The organism is Thalassospira sp. CH_XMU1420-2, from assembly GCF_037029325.1.
Classification (GTDB): Bacteria; Pseudomonadota; Alphaproteobacteria; order Rhodospirillales; family Thalassospiraceae; genus Thalassospira; species Thalassospira povalilytica.
The window spans coordinates 23,293-39,126 of record NZ_JAYMEG010000001.1; the positions used below are offsets into that span (position 1 = coordinate 23,293).

Consider the following 15,834-nt stretch of genomic DNA (forward strand, 5'->3'; position numbering starts at 1 on the left):
TTGCCGGTTTCAGGCGTTTTTCAGTCTGCAACGCCCTATATCGTCAAATCCGCTGTCCAGCCGATCCCTTCAAGATGCCAGTTCGCATCCCAGTTTTGTCCTTTGCGGTCCAGTGTAAGGTAATTTCGCGCCGCACAATAGGTCCCAATACGCCCGGGCAGCGGTTTTAGCTTGGTCGGGCGATCCGGAAGCGGGTTATCCCCAATCCAGGCCAGCAACCCAAGGCAACGGGCAAAGGCCACCGGCGGTGCGGTATGCGAGATCCCCGATGCCACCAGCTGATGGATGGTTTTCCCCTGTGTTTCAAAGGTGCCGCGCGTGGCGACATGAATCTCGCCTGACAGGATCGTGATATCGTGATCATGGTCATTGGCAATCCGTTCAAGCAATTCAAGAAAACGGCACCATTCGCGGCGGTGCCAGCGGCTTTGCCATTGGTCGCGCAGGTCATCTTCGTATTTTTGCGCCCGTGGCAGCATATGCAAAAACATCTCCACCAGTGACAGGCGCGGACCGATCACCGGCACGCTCGACATCAAAAGAATGCGATTGCCCTTTGATACCGTTTCAAGTGCCCCGGGAAGATCACGCCAGCCATGATCGCCCATAATATCATTCGGGGTGCGCTCGGATCGCAGATCCGGCGCGACAAGACTGATACCGGGATATTCGACCTTCCAAGCAAGACTTTTGCCCGCACGATCAAGAACCATGTCGGGCAGGGTCTTGTCACTGCCATCGGGACTTGCCGCAAGCTGCATCAAACAGAAGGCCGCACGCGCGCAGGCAAACATGCCGCGCGCCACTTCCGATCCCTGGAACCATTTCTTGTGACTGCCCCAGCCATCAAAAATGTCGTGGTCATCCCACATCATAAGTGACGGCACACGCGCCAGCATGTGGCTGATCTGTGGCTGTCCGTAAATCGCCAGATAATGATCAAGATAGAATTTCAGAACCGCATCGCGCATGTCTTCGGAAAATGCGCTCGACTGTTTGGTGCGGCGGCGCGCCTTGGTCCATCGCACGATGTCGGGATGGCATTCCCAGACACCGTCGGCGTAAATCTGATCCCCGCCATGCAACAACAGCGCAAAGGGCCGGTTTTGATGTTCACGGCCAAGATCGGTCCATAACGCATTGCGGTCTTCAAGCGGCCGGTCAAGATCGCCTTCTTCCTGACCATTACAGGACACAAAACCGATCCGTATGTCCGAACTGAAATCACTAAATACCGTGAATGTTTCACCATCGAAATGATAACAGGCATCGGGTTTCGCCGGCAGGTCAAAATCAAACCGCCAATATGTCCGACCAAACAGGGTCGCAAGTTCGACCGGTGATACTGCTGCGGCCCCCATCGGGCGTAATTCGGGAATTTCCACCCCCTCGGGCGCAACCACCAGCGCAGCCAGCCTTGAAACCCCTTCATCCCCGCCGCGGGCAAACAAAAACGGCCCGAACAGGTCGTTGCCTTTGATTATCTTGGCCTTGCGATCGGTCATGCGGGCGATGTTCCTGCTGTGGAAATGATATGTCCTTGATACGTCTGGTGCGGGTTTTGGTTCCCCGCACCGGCAGTTCAGCAAATCAATCGGCACAAAAAAGGGCAAGCGACCCTGATCACTTGCCCTTTTGTCATTTTGTCATCACCCGATGATCCCGATCAGGAAAGCCGGGTTTCGATCGCATCCCAGATCAGGCTTTCAAGTTTCGATCCGTCAAAACGGTTCACTTCCTGAAGGCCGGTGGGCGAGGTGACGTTGATTTCGGTCATATAATCGCCGATCACATCGATCCCGACAAAGATCAGATCGCGCTTTTTAAGCTCCGGCCCGATGCGTTCACAGATTTCCAGTTCACGTTCGGTCAGCATCGATTTTTCGGCCACACCGCCAACATGCATGTTCGACCGTGCTTCACCTTCGGCCGGAACGCGGTTGATCGCACCCACCGGTTTGCCATCGACCAGGATGATGCGTTTGTCCCCTTTGCGCACATCGGGCAAATAGGCCTGCACCATCAATGGTTCGCGCGACTGTGCTGCAAACAGTTCAAGCAGGGAATTGATGTTTTCATCCCCGGGCTTGAGATGGAAAACACCGGCCCCGCCATTGCCAAACAGCGGCTTGACGATGATGTCCTTGTATTCTTCGCGGAAATCGCGAATGCGGGCTGCCGACCGGGTGATCAGGGTCGGGGGCATCAGATCGGGGAATTCGGTGACAAAGATCTTTTCGGGCGCATTGCGGACATGGCCCGGATGATTGACAACAAATGTTTCCGGATGGACGGCTTCCAGAAGGTGGGTGGCCGTGATGTAATTCATGTCAAAGGGCGGGTCCTGACGCATCAGGATCACATCGGTTTCCTTTGCCAGATCAATGATTTTGGGCGCACCCAGATCATAATGATTGCCCTGTTCATAGCGCAGGGTCATCGGGCGGACTTCCGCCTTGATATGACCGCGGTCATAGAACATGTCGTCCGGATGATAATGCAGAAGTTCATATCCGCGCGCCTGGGCTTCGAGGCCCATGACAAAGGTGGAATCCCCCTTGATATCGATTGATTCAATCGGATCCATCTGGATGGCGACGATACGGCTCATTAAACGCGTTCTCCTGTTCACCGGGGCGGTCTGCCCTGACCTGCAAGTCGACAATTGTGGCCCAAAACGGCCAATTGTGATCATTTGCGGGCATTGCTTGACCCGGCTGGCCTTCCCGGCCAAATGATGCGATATGTAAGATGTTGCGATTACATTTGGCAGGATTTTTATCATCCGCCATTCAACTTCCGCAATCGCGATCAATTATTTGTTTTGACGACCAGGCAAGCACATGACGTTTACCCGCAAAAATACGAAGGCATCCTTGAAACATGTTGGCAAGAAATCCCGTTCGGCGATTGCCGCGGGCATTCTGGCCACTGCCATCGGTCTTGGTGCGGTAAGCAGCATGGCGTTTCTGCCCCAGGCAGCCCACGCCCAGTCATCATCGTCGCAGATCAGCCCGGAAATGATCAGCAAGATTGAAAACTATCTTGCCAATATCACCACGCTCAAGGCTGATTTCGTACAGATTTCATCGGATGGCGGTGCAGCCGAAGGTGAACTTTTCATGGAACGTCCGGGCAAGATGCGGTTCGAATATAACCCGCCGGCCCAGATCCTTCTGGTCTCGACCGGGCATGATTTCATCTATTATGACAAGGAAATCAACGCCCCGACCTATTTCGATATCGACGAAACCCCGGCCGGCATCATCCTGGCCAAGGACATTTCGCTGACCGACAAGGTCAAAATCGTCGATTATCGCCGTACGGCGGAAACCATCCGCGTTGAAATGGTGCGCAAATCCGATCCGGGCGCGGGCAGTGTCACGCTGGTCTTTGGTGAAAAGCCGATGCAGTTGCGTCAGTGGATCGTCACAGATCCGACCGGGATTGAAACCACAGTGACCCTTTTCAACACCGAAGAAGGTGTCACACTTGATCCCGAGCTGTTCAAGTTCGACCGCATCTGGCCGCAAAAGGGCAACTGATCACAAAATTTTTTCATTCGTCGTACCGGATGTGAAAGTGCATGGCGATGGTCGCCTGCGACTAATTATTTTGTGATTCAAGCCCTTGTCGACATTGGGGTTTCGTAATGAAAATTCCCATTGTTCGGAATCCCTCAAACCTTCGTGAAATGGCCGAAATTTCGGACCGGATGCTATGGCGGAGACCCCGTCTGCTTCCTATATGAGAGTCTGTCACAAGGTTCCCTAAAATGATGGGAACCCGGTGTGAGGAAAAGGTCTCCCCTACCTTTCCTCACGCTCCAGATCATCGGAGCGCTGGCGTCCGGTTCTCCCCCCTGGCCGGACGCCTTTTTTTTGCCCAAACGCTCGGCTAAGACCTACGTCACCCTTGGCATCACTCATGGCATCATCAATGGCATCATCCACGGTATCGCCCGTGGCGGATTTATGAAAGCTGCCCTGCATGTTTGATGATTTCACGGGCTGTTAATTTTAATTGCGTACGACTCTCAGGCATGATTCCCTTATGGATCAGGATCACCCAATGACAGGACAGGATCGACACGTTCGATGATCAACGACTTTCTGAAATCCATCGCACAATTTTCCGACCCGCGTTTTCGCAAGGTCGTTCTGATCGGGGTTGCCGGTGCATTGGCCACCATTGTCGCGCTGTGGGTATTGATCTGGTTCGGTCTGAATTCCATCACCTTTTTCACCGATGGCGGCTGGCTTGAAAGTGCGGTTGACTGGGTGCTTGGCATTGGTCTGACGCTTCTGGTCATTTTGCTGTTTCCCGCAGCCACGGTTCTGATTTCAAGCCTGCTGCTTGATCAGATTGCCGATGCGGTCGAAGACAAGCATTACCCGACCTTGCCTGATACCCGCCCGCAACCGATCCACGAGGCCCTGATCAGCGGTCTTAAATTCGCGCTGACCGCGCTTGCGCTTAACATTCTGATTTTGCCGCTGCTTCTGGCGGGACCGCTTTATGTCATCGCGTTCTATACGATGAACGGGTATCTTCTTTCGCGTGAATATTTTGAACTGGTTGCTGCACGCCGCTATGATGCGCGTACCGTCGAATCCATTCGCAAAAGCCGCCAGAAAAAGCTTTGGGTTGCCGGGATCGGCCTGACCTTCCTGATGACCATTCCGGTGGTCAATCTGGTTGCGCCGATCATCGCCACAGCCTTTATGGTCCATTACTCCGTGCGTCTTGGCACCTTTGTGCCGCAAACCGCATAAACCGGTTTAAAGACATACGGACAACGGACCCCTGAACCGAAACTGCAATACAAGGATCTGGTCATCCAATGTTTGGAAAGAAAAAAGCCAATAAAACAGTCGACAGCAGTGCGGCTTCGTCAGATACATCTGTCAAAGATGGATCAGGCACACTTTCCGGGACCACGACCAAGGCCACCGCGATTGCAGCTGATCACGCCACCGGCATTGCCGAAAAAACAGAAAAACGAAGTGAGCCGCAGCTCTTCACCCGGCCGCGCACAAAGGATGAACCGCAAATGTCCAGTAAACCGCATTCCACCAGCTTCCGCCCGGAAATCCCGAAACGCCCGCTTGAAATTCCGACCCGTGGCAATTCGGGCCGTCCTGCAAGTGCCGGCAACAATGCCGAGGGCAAAAAGCTGACGGTTGGCCGCGATATCACCCTTAAAGGTGAAATCGGTTCCTGCGATATTCTGGTCGTCGAGGGCGTTGTTGAAGCCCAGATCAAGGAATGCACCCGTCTTGAAGTTTCCGAAGGCGGTTCCTTCATCGGATCGGCACAGGTTGATGAAGCCGAAATCAGCGGCAAGTTCGAGGGCGATCTGAATGCCCGCCGCGTGACCGTCATCCATTCGGCCGAAATCAGCGGCAAGATCACCTATGGCGCGCTGCATGTGGAAAACGGTGCGCGCATCAAGGGTGAACTTGATTATGTCGAAGGCAGCGACGACGGACTGGCGCGCGGCGGCAATACCGCGGCAATCACCATCCCGCGCAAATCAGACGATTCCTGATCACCGTGCGCGGACCCGGTTTGACCATACAAACACCCCGAACGGACACGACCCGTCTGTTCGGGGTGTTGTTCATTATGGCCATGATTGCCATGGGGCTGAGTGCCTGTGGCGGGAATGCCGTTCCCCCGGGCAGCACAAATGCCAATTACGGTGAACTGAGCAACAGCGGTGCGATCAAGACCACCCGCCCTGTCACCCGCAAAAAACCCGAAAGCGCAAAGTCGCCCAAGTCGCCCAAGGTTGCCGCCATTCCGTTCAAGCCAATTCCAACAGACACCCTTAAGGGCCTGTCGGAAGAAGCCTTCGAATCCCGGATTGGCGCCCCGGAAATGATCCGCGGCGAAGGCGAAATTCGCGTCTGGCAATATCGGTCCGAACAATGTTCGTTCGACGCGTTCTTTGTCCCCAAGGCCGAAGGTGGTGCGCGTGAATTGCGCCACATGCTTGCGCGGATGCGCCGTGGCAATACGGCAATCACGGTTCAGGACTGTCTTGATCAGGTCGTCAAACAAAAGCTTGCACAAGGCTAAGGCCCGAAACCGGAAGCCCGGAGCATGATACCGATGCCTGGCTCCTGACATCGGCCCCCAGAACTGCACCGATCGCAGCAACCTCGCCTCTGGACTACAGCCCCCCGGTTAACTCGCCATCCCATGGCAGGCACGTGACGCTGTTAACCCGATCACATTCCACCAGCGGCCTGTCGGCGGCAAAGCCCCGCCAATTTCCCCGAACAAGGGGACTTAACCGCCCGAAAAGTCCCGGAAAGCACGGTAAAAACGCAATTTTTGCCGGATCGGACAGATTTCCTTGGTTTAATCTTTACCTTTTATTGGCAGGCTCCGATAAGCGACCTCATAAATTTGCCATATCCGATGGCTTTATTACCTTTTCCCGGCCCTCAACGGGCCTGTCCCGAAACTTCAGACACGATACGCGACCTCATGAAAAAACACGCCCATCGTCTCGTCAGAACTTCGATCGCCGCTGCTCTGTCAGCATTTGTCTATGTGATTGCGATCAGCATTCCTGCCACCAGTGCACAGGCGCAAAATGCGCCCAAGCTGATTGACGTCTATGGCAAATGGGAAGCTTACACCTATTCCGAAGAAGGCCAGAAAGTCTGCTATATGGGCAGCCAGCCAACATCGGCCAAAGGCGATTACACCCAGCGCGGCAAAATTTACGTGATGGTCACCCATCGGCCGAGCCTGAAACTGGTCAATGAAGTCAGCTTCATTACCGGTTACACCTATAAGGACAAAAGCACGGTCGATCTTCGAATCGATTCCAAGAAGTTCAGCCTGTTTACCCATGCTGATTCCGCCTGGGCCGTCGATGCCGAAACCGACCGTAAGCTGGTCAGTGCAATGAAGTCCGGATCGACCATGGTTGTTGTCGGCTATTCTTCGCGTGGCACCAAAACCACCGACACCTATTCACTGTCGGGATTTACCGCCGCCTATAACGCGATTTCAAAGGCTTGCAACACGACGCCGGTCAACTGATCGCGGCTGTTTCGAACCGATAGGTGATGCTGCGTTTGCGCCATCTGCAACCCTGATTGCATAGGTGCGATAGCAGCAATGTGAAATTTATCGTTTCTAATTTTCTCCGGCCCCGCTATATGCGGGGCCAACAGTTTTATGTGCCCGACGCATTCCGGCGCATTTTCTGGTATAGTCCCGCTGTCACCAGAAACGCATATTGCGCCAGAACCGATCGGCAATACCACCAGAACCCAAAAAGAGAGAGCCCGGGATGACCGACGTCCTGACCGAAAACGCACCCCAGACCAACGCATCCGTCCGTCAGGACGGGCCGTCGCTGTCCGATTTCGTCACGCGCGCCGCCAATGGGCAGGCTGCCGACGGACGTCGCGACCTGGTCGGGATCACCCGCGAAGAACTGACCGAGCTTATGGCTGGCATGGGTGAAAGCAAGTTCCGCGTCAAACAGCTTTGGAACTGGATCTATAACCGCGGTGTCACCGACATCGAGGATATGACCAACATTTCCAAAAAACTGCGTGATCGCCTGTCGCAGGATTTCTATATCGGTCGTCCGGTTCTGACCGCCGATCAGAAAAGCTCGGACGACACCCACAAATGGCTGATGAAGTTCCATGACGGCAACGAGGCCGAGACGGTCTATATCCCGGATCGCAACGAAGACCGTGGTGCTGTCTGCATTTCATCGCAGGTTGGCTGCACGCTGACCTGCAAATTCTGCCATACCGGTACCCAGCTTCTGGTGCGCAACCTGACACCTGGCGAAATCGTCAGTCAGTTCATGGTCGCACGTGACAGCTATGGCGAATGGCCGACCCCGGCCAATGGCATTCGTCGTCTGTCCAACATCGTCATGATGGGCATGGGCGAACCGCTGTTTAACTATGAAAACGTGCGCGATGCGCTGCGCATTGCCATGGATGGCGAAGGCATTTCGATCTCGCGCCGCCGTGTCACACTGTCGACATCCGGTGTCGTGCCGGAAATCGTCCGCTGTGGCGAGGATCTCGGTGTGGGTCTGGCGATTTCGTTGCATGCGCCCGATGATGATCTGCGCAATGAAATCATGCCGATCAACAAGAAATACCCGCTCAAGGAACTGATGGATGCCTGCCGTCATTATCCGGGCATGTCCAATTCCCGTCCGATCACCATGGAATATGTGATGCTCAAGGGCGTGAATGACAAACCCGAACATGCGCGCGCATTGGCCAAGCTTGTCAAAGGTGTTCACTGCAAATTCAACCTGATCCCGTTCAATAAATGGCCGGGCTCGGATTACGAATGCACGCCGACCAATGACATCAAGAAATTCGCGCAGATCCTGCTTGATTGCGGCTACGAAGCCCCGATCCGCTGGCCGCGCGGCCGCGATATTCTGGCCGCCTGTGGTCAGCTCAAATCCGAAAGCCAGCGCCAGCGCAAATCGCGCGTCTCGGGCTGTGACAAATCGGGTGCCGGCGCCAGTGACGAAGGCGTGGTTGCGGCACAGTAACGCAAAGTAACGCACAGTATTCTGCCCTACTTTTCGGCCTTGCCCATTTGGGCACGCCCGAAACGATTTTGACAACACCGGATGGCCCAGCTGTCCGGTGTTTGTCATTTCCGGCATGTTTTCATGTTCTTGCGCAAAATTGTCGCCATGACATTGTTTTGATTGTCGAACTGCCGTGACAGGCATAGCGTGATTTTCCCCCACGAAATTATCGCAAGGTTACAAGCCGCATGTCCGTTGGTCAGTTTTTCGCAATTTTGCTGGTCGTCACCATCTGGGGTGCGAATTTCACCGTGATCAAGCTGGGCTTGGGTGAAATGCCACCGATCCTGCTGTCATCATTGCGGTTTGCCTTTGCGGCCCTGCCGGCTGTGTTCTTCCTGCCGCGACCCAAATGTCCCTGGAAATATGTGGTCGGCTTTGGCGTGGTGCTCGGCTGTATCAAGTTTTCCCTGCTATTTCTGGGCATGGATCTTGGATTGTCGGCGGGGATGTCATCGCTTGTCCTGCAATTGCAGGCCTTCTTCACACTGATTTTGGGCGTGTTTTTGCTTGGCGAAAAGATCGGACCGCATCGTATCATCGCCATGCTGGTGGCGTTTTGCGGCGTCGGGTTGCTTCTGTTTGTTTCGGACGGCTCCATCACCGCTATCGGGCTGGCGCTTGTGATTGCCGCCGCCGCGGCCTGGGGGATAGCCAATATCATCATGAAGCGCGCAGGATCAGTACAGATGCTGTCCTTTGTGGTCTGGGCCAGCCTTGTTCCGCCGATCCCGCTTGCCATTCTGTCCTTCCTGACCGAAGACCGGGCAAATCTGGCAAGCCTTGGCGACCAGATCAGCTGGATCGGCATCGGGTCAATCCTGTATCTGGCCTATCCGGTGACGTTGCTGGGGTTTGCGATCTGGGGTCGGTTGCTCACGACCCTTCCGGTCGGGCTGGTTGCCCCGTTTACCCTGCTTGTTCCGATTGTCGGGATGGCGACATCTGCGCTTGTTCTGGGTGAGGATTTCGGACCAATCAAAATCATCTCGGCCATCCTTGTGATGACCGGGCTGATGATTAATGTGTTTGGCGGGAAGCTTATGTCCGCATTTTCCCGCCCTGATACCGGAAAAATATAAATATAAGGACTATTTGATAGTCCTATATATCAAACCCAACGCAGCTGGGGCTTCCTGTCGGGGTTTTTATCCGGGGTTCGGATATCGTCGATATCGATATTCATCACCAGAATACCGCCCAGTCCGCCAACCGTGATTTCCGACAATCTGCTGCCCACACGGTCGCCGTCAAGTTCCGCGAGATAGGCATCGCGGGCCTGTTCATCGACAAAATCGATGTTGAAACCATGGGTGAAGCCTTGGCTCAATCCGCTGCCGGCTTTCTTTTTGCCGCCGCAGAACGCGACCATACCGGGTACAGACATGGCCGCCTTTGCCAATTGATCAATCAGCGTTTCGACCTGGTCGGGATTGACATGATCGGCAACCTGCAAAAGTACAATATGACGCAGCATGAAGGCGCTATTCCTTTTTGGCGGCCAGGATCAAATTGGCACAATTCCGACAGGGTACGGCCCCCTTTGACAAAGGTCCGTGATGATCAGGATTTCTGATCTCCAAGATCAAGATTCATCGATAAAATTCCCCCCAATCCGCCAACGGTAATATCGGTTAGCCGCCAGCAGGTTTCATCCTGATCAAGTCGTTCAAGATACTCATCGCGGGCTTTTGTATCGACGAAATCAATCGTAAAGCAGTGGGTAAAACCCTGATTAAGGCCACTTCCGGGCATGTTCGCCCCGCCGGCAAAGGACAACATGCCAGGCGTGTTCGACGCAATTTTTGCAATCGCATCAAGAACATTGCGGCATTCCGTCCGATCCACAGATCCTGAAATCTGCAGCAATACGACATGGCGTATCATGGCGTGGTTTCTTTCACCCAATTTGCAGAGTCGATCACATCGGGCAACAGAACGTATTTCTGGCCCTTTCTGTTCATATGTCCTGCAAACAGGGCCGCGTCATCCCCGGGGCCAAAAAAGATGTCGCCGCGAACCGGACCGCGAATGGCACCACCTGTATCCTGGGCGATCATCAACCGGTGAAACTGGCGATCGGCATTCATCGGGTCCGTTGTTTCAAGCCAGACCGGAACCCCCATCGCATGGAAACGACGATCAACCGCAAGCGAGCGACCGGTTTCAAGTGCAACCCCCTGGGATCCAAGCGGACCGGCCGTCGGATCATCCGGATCGGTTTTAAGCGGGCGGAAAAACACAAAGGATGCGTTGGTGTTCATCACCTCATCGGCCTGATCGGGATTGTCATGCAGCCATTTGCGAATGGTCTGAAGCGACACGGTTTCGCGTGTCAGGGCCCCGCGATCAATCAGTTCACGCCCGATGGCAAAATAGGGATGGCCGTTTGTCGCGGCATAACCGATCCGCAACACACTGCCATCGGGCAGGACAACCCGCCCGGATCCCTGGATTTGCAGGAAAAACGCATCAACCGCATCATCAACCCAGACCATTTCAAGATCACGGCCCGCAAGCGCCCCTTTTTCAATCTCGGCACGATCATAATAGGGTTTAAGATTGCTTCCGGTCAGACGCCCGACCAGCTTCTTGCCTTTGAATTCGTCGCTGAAATCACCAAGATCGACCGAAATCATGTCGTCGGGTTTCAGATAAATCGGAGTCTGGAACGCGCCTTCCCGGGTCAGGCTGCCACGCAGTTCGGGCTCGTAATAGCCGGTAAACAGGCCTTCGGGATTGTCCCTGTTGCCGCTGAGATACGGTTTGAAGCCGCTTTCGAAAAAGGCACGCGCATCTTCCTTGCGCAGGGCATCGATATTGATCGATACCGCCTTATCGCAGACAGCCCGCCATTGACCAATCGTGCCCATTCGCGGGTCCGGACCGACGGACTTGTCATCATCGCGTCGAAGCATCGCGGCACATGACCGGGCAAAGGCCCGGATCGCCGGGCGCATATCATCCTGTTGCCAGCCATCAAGCTCGGAAAATGACGTCGGTCGCAATGTCAGTTTGTCTTCGGCTTCTGGCGGTGTTTCGATCTGACCGGTGATTTGTGGCCAGTACATCCAGATCAAGGCAGCACCGGCACCAACCAAAATGGAAATAATCGAAAGGCTACGCGATAAAACCAGACGTCGTTTCAAGATAAAACCCGTTATTTGACAAGGCAAAAGGCCACTTGGGACCCGTGGAATCCAGATCGCGATTTTGCCCGCCACATGCTTAACAAGCCGATAATTCAACGGCGGCAATTGCCAAATTGGCCTCGCAGATCCTTGTCGCGGGTTTTACCCGCCGTCAGGTTGGAAAATCTCTTCGATTGATACTGAAAACAGCCGCGCAATGCTGAATGCCAAGGGAAGGCTGGGGTCATATCGACCGCGTTCAAGCGCATTAACCGTCTGGCGCGATACCTTCAGCAAGGCCGCAAGATCGGCCTGTGACCAGTCCCTGTCCCGACGCAGTTCTTGGATACGGTTTTTCATCTGAACCGTATCCGTCCGATCATCACCCCGATAAACCAAAGTACCGCCATGATCGGCCAGACAACAAACATCGAAACTTTCGGCAATCCCGACCCTTCCAGAAAGCCGTAACCAAATGTGATCAACGCCGTTCCGGCAAAGGCCATCGCAAGTGCTTCGAATTGCAATTTACGCTGCATTTCATCCATCTGGCGAATGGTCCGAACAATCACGGCACAGATAAAAATCGCCGGCAGCATTGGTAATAGCGAAATTATCGCCGCGATCATTGTCCGTTCAATCCCGTTGGACAACACGATTTGGGAAAAGACCAAAAGCGCGACATAGGCCGCCAAACCGGCACATAGCAAGACAAGATTGCGCATTTCTAAACCCCAAATGTAAAACATGTTTTACATAAGAAGCTTGGCACCAGAATGTCAAGCAACCTTGACATTGCAATCGGAATGTACGCCCAAAGAATACAGCCCAAAAACAAAGGGAAGCTTCCGATAGACGGAAACTTCCCTGATGTGAAACCGGCACGGAAATAAGCCCGAACCGGTTGATATCATTGCCTGACGAAGGTGCCTTACTGTGCTTCTTCTTCTTCCGGGGTCTCGGTCGCGACCAGTTGCCAGTTCGGGTCGCGGCTTTCGATATTGCGCGCAAAGGTCCAAAGGTCTTCGGCCTCGATCACCTTGTTGGGATCACCGGAAACCACTTCGCCATCCGCATTGCGGATTACCGATACTTCTTCGGATACGAATTTCACCGTGACATAGGCGGTGCGGCCTTCGAGGCTGGCATCATGGATGGTCGCACTTTTGATACCGACCAGGGTGGTTTCCTCGTGCTCGCCTTTTTCGGCGCGCGCATCAATGGCAGCAGCAAAGTTTTTGTAAACTTCGGCCGAAAGCAGGGGATTGAGCCCGTCCTTGTCGCCCTTGGCGAAATATTCGACGATCATCTCGAACGCCATGCGGGCGCCATTCAGGAAATCCTGCTGGGTAAAGTTCGGATCGGATTTCTGAATCTTCTGCAGGGTCGCAAAGGTGCCCGACGGAACATTTGCCGCATCCTGACCGTTAGCAGAGTCCGGCAGACGATAGACATTTTCCGTCTTTGATGCCGGCTCGTTCTGGGCGCCATTGGCGTCCTGGTCATGGGTCTGACGGCCAAAGATGTCGGATGGCCCCTGTTTTTCGTTGCCGGTGCGACGGCCAAGTACGCCGCGCAAACGCAGCACAAGAAAAACAGCAATCAGTGCGAATAGAAAGATATCGAAATACTGCAAGACCGATCTCTTGATCCTAATGGTTTCAAACAGGCAGGATTTGCATCACAACCGTGGTCGAGAGATGGTATGAACCCAACCAAATGCAAGGGCAACCAATGATCACATTCCTTCATGTGATCGTCTTCACCATCATATGGCGACGAAGAAGGCATTCTGCCGCATTTTTGTCGTCTTGGGATACTAGTTTCCCGACCAATACCTGTTGCAGATTAATGGGAAATCACTGAAATCCAAGTTGTTTTCTGCAAATGTTTAAGCACATTGTCAGGAATGACGTTAAAATGCAGCGCAATCATTGATGAAATCTGCGGTCAGACTGACCAAGGAACGGAGTAAAAATGGGTTTTTATTTCCTCGCGATATTCGTCGCAATGCCGATCATTGAAATCGCGGTCTTTATCCAGGCCGGCGAACTGATTGGCCTGTGGCCCACCATCGGCGTTGTCATTTTGACGGCAATTCTTGGAACGACGCTGATGCGGGCACAGGGATTACAAACCCTTGCCAAGGCCCAAAGCCAGATGGATCAGGGTGAAATGCCCATTGGGGCAATGTTTGACGGGATCTGCATCCTTGTTGCCGGTGTGCTGTTGCTCACACCGGGCTTTGTCACCGACACCATGGGCTTTTTGCTTCTGGTGCCACCGCTGCGTCAGCTGGTCGGGGCAAAAGTGATCATGAAGCTGGTCCAGTCAGGCAATATCCGCACAAGCTTCAGTGGCGGCTTTTCAAGCCGTCCGGGTGGCCAGACAGGAGCAGGCGGTTCCGCTGGCATGGGTGGCCAACATCCCCGTGGTCGCGGTCCGATCATTGATGGCGATTTCGAAGATGTCAGTGGCAATGGTGCGGATGATCCGGCAAACCGATCAGATACCGGCACGTCAGATCCCCAAAACCCGCGCAATTTGCCGCCACGCGACTGATCTGAACCCCACCCGAAATTCACGGGAAAATCACATTTTCAAAAGGTTGGCTTTGTTATCGGGCCAACCTTTTTGTCTGTTGGTACGGATAACACCAACATTTGGGCAGAGGATTTGAAAATGCTTTGTCATGGCAATCATCCAAACCCGCAGAAATATGGGTTTTGGACCGGTTGTGATTGGCTTGCCCATGTCTGTTATCCGTGCTAGGCCAATTCATCTGCCGCAGTTACGCGGCGTCAGAAACAAGCATTTTGGCCGGTTCGCGCCCCGACATTCATCATGGATTTGACCGGGCGCCATCACAAGCGATCCGGCTGAACGCTTTTTTCTGACTAGGATTACAAGACTCAAGGGAGCTAGACTTTAATGGCCGAGAATACCACCGGTGCAGAAGGCGGCGCACAACAGCAGCAGCCGGCCGCAAATCCGATCACGATCCATACCCAGTACATCAAGGATCTTTCGTTTGAAAATCCGAATGCACCGGAAAGCGTTGCCCTGCAGCAGCAGCCGAAAATCAACATCGATGTCGATGTCGAGGCACGCACCACCCAGGATCAGAAACTTCATGAAGTGACCATCAAGATCAATGTCAAAGCTGACGTTGGTGACAAGGTCGCCTTCATTGCCGAACTGCAGTATGGCTGTGTCGTCACCCTGAATGTGTCTGACGAACATCGCCTGCCGGTTCTGATGATCGAAGTTCCGCGCCTGCTGTTCCCCTATGTACGCAAAATCGTCGCTGACCTGACTGCGGATGGTGGCTTCCCGCCACTAATGATGCAGCAGATTGATTTTGCTGATCTTTTCCGCAAGAAATTCGCCAAACAGATGGAAGGTCAGCCGGCTGGAAATGCCTGATTGACCCTGTAAACATCTATTTGGTTCGATACCAAAACAAAGGCCGCCGGTTTGGCGGCCTTTTTATTTTAAAGTCGAAACGTTTTTGAATTAACCGGTAGCGATCCCGTCAATCAGAACGGGCGGGCGATCACCATAAAGACGACAATGATCATCAGGATCGTCGGTACTTCATTGAGAATACGGAAGAATTTCTGCGATTTCTCGTTGGCGTCCGCCTCAAACGCCCGGCGATAACGCGCCATCATCATGTGTGATGCGGTCATCAGAACAACGCACAATAGCTTCACATGGAACCAGCCGTCCGACATCACACCAGCTGCATGTACCAGATATCCGCCAAACAGCCAGGTCGCGATCATTGCCGGGTTCATGATCGCCCGCAGCAGGCGGCGCTCCATGATCTTGAACTTTTCACTGGCTTCCGAGCCCGGTGCCACTTCGCAGTGATAAACATAAAGCCGCGGCAAATAGAGAAGGCCCGCCATCCAGGCAATCACGCTGATGACATGCAGGGACTTGATAATGCTGTATGTATCCATCTCTCTCTTTTCTCTGATTTGGCGGGTGGATCCAGATCGGCAAAGCTTCGGGTTTGCGGGATTCCTTGCCGTAAGATCGCCCGGAAAATTTTTCAAACCATAACAGCAATCAGGCCAGCTTCGAAAGGAAACC

Annotated in this window: 20 protein-coding genes; 9 read left to right on the top strand and 11 right to left on the bottom strand. The window is 53.8% G+C overall.

Annotated elements, in window-relative coordinates:
• Positions 1-35 precede the first annotated feature (35 nt).
• From WA429_RS00155 to WA429_RS00165, 3 genes are all read right to left on the bottom strand, one after another.
• Positions 36-1,505 (bottom strand): alkaline phosphatase D family protein, encoded by a 1,470-nt coding sequence (locus WA429_RS00155; protein ID WP_287464582.1) that lies wholly within the window; start codon positions 1,503-1,505, stop codon positions 36-38.
• A 161-nt stretch (positions 1,506-1,666) separates the two neighbouring features.
• The gene (gene gshB, locus WA429_RS00160; protein ID WP_101246705.1) at positions 1,667-2,611 is read right to left on the bottom strand and encodes a glutathione synthase; all 945 of its coding nucleotides are present in this window, start codon (positions 2,609-2,611) and stop codon (positions 1,667-1,669) included.
• Positions 2,574-2,792 carry a hypothetical protein gene (locus WA429_RS00165; protein WP_287464581.1) on the bottom strand — a complete coding sequence of 73 codons (219 nt, stop codon included), beginning with the start codon at positions 2,790-2,792 and terminating at the stop codon, positions 2,574-2,576. Before WA429_RS00165 ends, gshB begins: the two co-directional genes overlap by 38 nt.
• Positions 2,793-2,843: 51 nt before the next feature.
• Here WA429_RS00165 and WA429_RS00170 point away from each other — a divergent pair, with 51 nt between their 5' ends.
• The 7 genes from WA429_RS00170 (at position 2,844) to WA429_RS00200 (ending at position 9,684) form a co-directional block, all read left to right on the top strand.
• Positions 2,844-3,545, top strand: coding sequence for a LolA family protein (locus WA429_RS00170; protein WP_114112133.1), 702 nt, complete (start codon positions 2,844-2,846; stop codon positions 3,543-3,545).
• Between the two features lie 552 nt (positions 3,546-4,097).
• A complete protein-coding gene (locus WA429_RS00175) occupies positions 4,098-4,775 on the top strand; it encodes an EI24 domain-containing protein (RefSeq protein ID WP_114112132.1) in 678 nt (225 codons plus the stop codon).
• A 278-nt stretch (positions 4,776-5,053) separates the two neighbouring features.
• Complete coding sequence (locus WA429_RS00180) at positions 5,054-5,551, top strand: bactofilin family protein (protein WP_233433062.1); 498 nt, start codon at positions 5,054-5,056, stop codon at positions 5,549-5,551.
• A 20-nt stretch (positions 5,552-5,571) separates the two neighbouring features.
• Complete coding sequence (locus tag WA429_RS00185; RefSeq protein ID WP_287464580.1) at positions 5,572-6,084, top strand: hypothetical protein; 513 nt, start codon at positions 5,572-5,574, stop codon at positions 6,082-6,084.
• A 414-nt stretch (positions 6,085-6,498) separates the two neighbouring features.
• The gene (locus tag WA429_RS00190; RefSeq protein ID WP_101246700.1) at positions 6,499-7,062 is read left to right on the top strand and encodes an invasion associated locus B family protein; all 564 of its coding nucleotides are present in this window, start codon (positions 6,499-6,501) and stop codon (positions 7,060-7,062) included.
• Positions 7,063-7,315: 253 nt separating this feature from the next.
• On the top strand, positions 7,316-8,560 hold the full coding sequence (gene rlmN, locus WA429_RS00195; protein ID WP_287464579.1) for a 23S rRNA (adenine(2503)-C(2))-methyltransferase RlmN: 1,245 nt from the start codon (positions 7,316-7,318) through the stop codon (positions 8,558-8,560).
• A gap of 230 nt (positions 8,561-8,790) precedes the next feature.
• Positions 8,791-9,684 carry an EamA family transporter gene (locus WA429_RS00200; RefSeq protein WP_228194885.1) on the top strand — a complete coding sequence of 298 codons (894 nt, stop codon included), beginning with the start codon at positions 8,791-8,793 and terminating at the stop codon, positions 9,682-9,684.
• A 29-nt stretch (positions 9,685-9,713) separates the two neighbouring features.
• Here WA429_RS00200 and WA429_RS00205 read toward each other — a convergent pair whose 3' ends face one another.
• From WA429_RS00205 to WA429_RS00230, 6 genes are all read right to left on the bottom strand, one after another.
• Positions 9,714-10,079: a Dabb family protein gene (locus tag WA429_RS00205; protein ID WP_287464578.1), complete on the bottom strand. Its 366-nt coding sequence runs from the start codon at positions 10,077-10,079 to the stop codon at positions 9,714-9,716.
• Between the two features lie 86 nt (positions 10,080-10,165).
• The gene (locus WA429_RS00210) at positions 10,166-10,489 is read right to left on the bottom strand and encodes a Dabb family protein (RefSeq protein WP_101246696.1); all 324 of its coding nucleotides are present in this window, start codon (positions 10,487-10,489) and stop codon (positions 10,166-10,168) included.
• The gene (gene mltA, locus WA429_RS00215) at positions 10,486-11,751 is read right to left on the bottom strand and encodes a murein transglycosylase A (protein ID WP_287464577.1); all 1,266 of its coding nucleotides are present in this window, start codon (positions 11,749-11,751) and stop codon (positions 10,486-10,488) included. The genes WA429_RS00210 and mltA overlap by 4 nt, the downstream gene beginning before the upstream one ends.
• A 144-nt stretch (positions 11,752-11,895) precedes the next feature.
• Positions 11,896-12,093: a helix-turn-helix transcriptional regulator gene (locus WA429_RS00220; protein WP_287464576.1), complete on the bottom strand. Its 198-nt coding sequence runs from the start codon at positions 12,091-12,093 to the stop codon at positions 11,896-11,898.
• Complete coding sequence (locus WA429_RS00225; protein WP_286885599.1) at positions 12,090-12,458, bottom strand: hypothetical protein; 369 nt, start codon at positions 12,456-12,458, stop codon at positions 12,090-12,092. Before WA429_RS00225 ends, WA429_RS00220 begins: the two co-directional genes overlap by 4 nt.
• 206 nt (positions 12,459-12,664) lie before the next feature.
• A complete protein-coding gene (locus WA429_RS00230) occupies positions 12,665-13,369 on the bottom strand; it encodes a Tim44/TimA family putative adaptor protein (RefSeq protein WP_287464575.1) in 705 nt (234 codons plus the stop codon).
• Between the two features lie 341 nt (positions 13,370-13,710).
• Here WA429_RS00230 and WA429_RS00235 point away from each other — a divergent pair, with 341 nt between their 5' ends.
• Complete coding sequence (locus WA429_RS00235) at positions 13,711-14,295, top strand: FxsA family protein (protein ID WP_101246691.1); 585 nt, start codon at positions 13,711-13,713, stop codon at positions 14,293-14,295.
• 30 nt (positions 14,296-14,325) lie between these two features.
• On the opposite strand, the gene WA429_RS00240 is transcribed toward WA429_RS00235, so the two are convergent.
• The gene (locus WA429_RS00240) at positions 14,326-14,487 is read right to left on the bottom strand and encodes a hypothetical protein (protein ID WP_287464574.1); all 162 of its coding nucleotides are present in this window, start codon (positions 14,485-14,487) and stop codon (positions 14,326-14,328) included.
• A 177-nt stretch (positions 14,488-14,664) separates the two neighbouring features.
• Here WA429_RS00240 and secB point away from each other — a divergent pair, with 177 nt between their 5' ends.
• Positions 14,665-15,159: a protein-export chaperone SecB gene (gene secB, locus WA429_RS00245; RefSeq protein WP_101246690.1), complete on the top strand. Its 495-nt coding sequence runs from the start codon at positions 14,665-14,667 to the stop codon at positions 15,157-15,159.
• A gap of 113 nt (positions 15,160-15,272) precedes the next feature.
• Here the strand turns inward: secB and hemJ are convergent, their stop codons facing one another.
• On the bottom strand, positions 15,273-15,701 hold the full coding sequence (hemJ, locus tag WA429_RS00250) for a protoporphyrinogen oxidase HemJ (protein ID WP_101246689.1): 429 nt from the start codon (positions 15,699-15,701) through the stop codon (positions 15,273-15,275).
• Between the last annotated feature and the right edge of the window lie 133 nt (positions 15,702-15,834).

Bases quoted from the DNA above. Each gene is read 5' to 3' on its own strand.
- WA429_RS00155 (WP_287464582.1), bottom strand. From the start codon at position 1,505: ATGACCGATCGCAAGGCCAAGATAATCAAAGGCAACGACCTGTTCGGG.
- gshB (WP_101246705.1), bottom strand. From the start codon at position 2,611: ATGAGCCGTATCGTCGCCATCCAGATGGATCCGATTGAATCAATCGAT.
- WA429_RS00165 (WP_287464581.1), bottom strand. From the start codon at position 2,792: ATGGCGGATGATAAAAATCCTGCCAAATGTAATCGCAACATCTTACAT.
- WA429_RS00170 (WP_114112133.1), top strand. From the start codon at position 2,844: ATGACGTTTACCCGCAAAAATACGAAGGCATCCTTGAAACATGTTGGC.
- WA429_RS00175 (WP_114112132.1), top strand. From the start codon at position 4,098: ATGATCAACGACTTTCTGAAATCCATCGCACAATTTTCCGACCCGCGT.
- WA429_RS00180 (WP_233433062.1), top strand. From the start codon at position 5,054: ATGTCCAGTAAACCGCATTCCACCAGCTTCCGCCCGGAAATCCCGAAA.
- WA429_RS00190 (WP_101246700.1), top strand. From the start codon at position 6,499: ATGAAAAAACACGCCCATCGTCTCGTCAGAACTTCGATCGCCGCTGCT.
- rlmN (WP_287464579.1), top strand. From the start codon at position 7,316: ATGACCGACGTCCTGACCGAAAACGCACCCCAGACCAACGCATCCGTC.
- WA429_RS00200 (WP_228194885.1), top strand. From the start codon at position 8,791: ATGTCCGTTGGTCAGTTTTTCGCAATTTTGCTGGTCGTCACCATCTGG.
- WA429_RS00205 (WP_287464578.1), bottom strand. From the start codon at position 10,079: ATGCTGCGTCATATTGTACTTTTGCAGGTTGCCGATCATGTCAATCCC.
- WA429_RS00210 (WP_101246696.1), bottom strand. From the start codon at position 10,489: ATGATACGCCATGTCGTATTGCTGCAGATTTCAGGATCTGTGGATCGG.
- WA429_RS00220 (WP_287464576.1), bottom strand. From the start codon at position 12,093: ATGAAAAACCGTATCCAAGAACTGCGTCGGGACAGGGACTGGTCACAG.
- WA429_RS00225 (WP_286885599.1), bottom strand. From the start codon at position 12,458: ATGCGCAATCTTGTCTTGCTATGTGCCGGTTTGGCGGCCTATGTCGCG.
- WA429_RS00235 (WP_101246691.1), top strand. From the start codon at position 13,711: ATGGGTTTTTATTTCCTCGCGATATTCGTCGCAATGCCGATCATTGAA.
- WA429_RS00240 (WP_287464574.1), bottom strand. From the start codon at position 14,487: ATGGGCAAGCCAATCACAACCGGTCCAAAACCCATATTTCTGCGGGTT.
- secB (WP_101246690.1), top strand. From the start codon at position 14,665: ATGGCCGAGAATACCACCGGTGCAGAAGGCGGCGCACAACAGCAGCAG.
- hemJ (WP_101246689.1), bottom strand. From the start codon at position 15,701: ATGGATACATACAGCATTATCAAGTCCCTGCATGTCATCAGCGTGATT.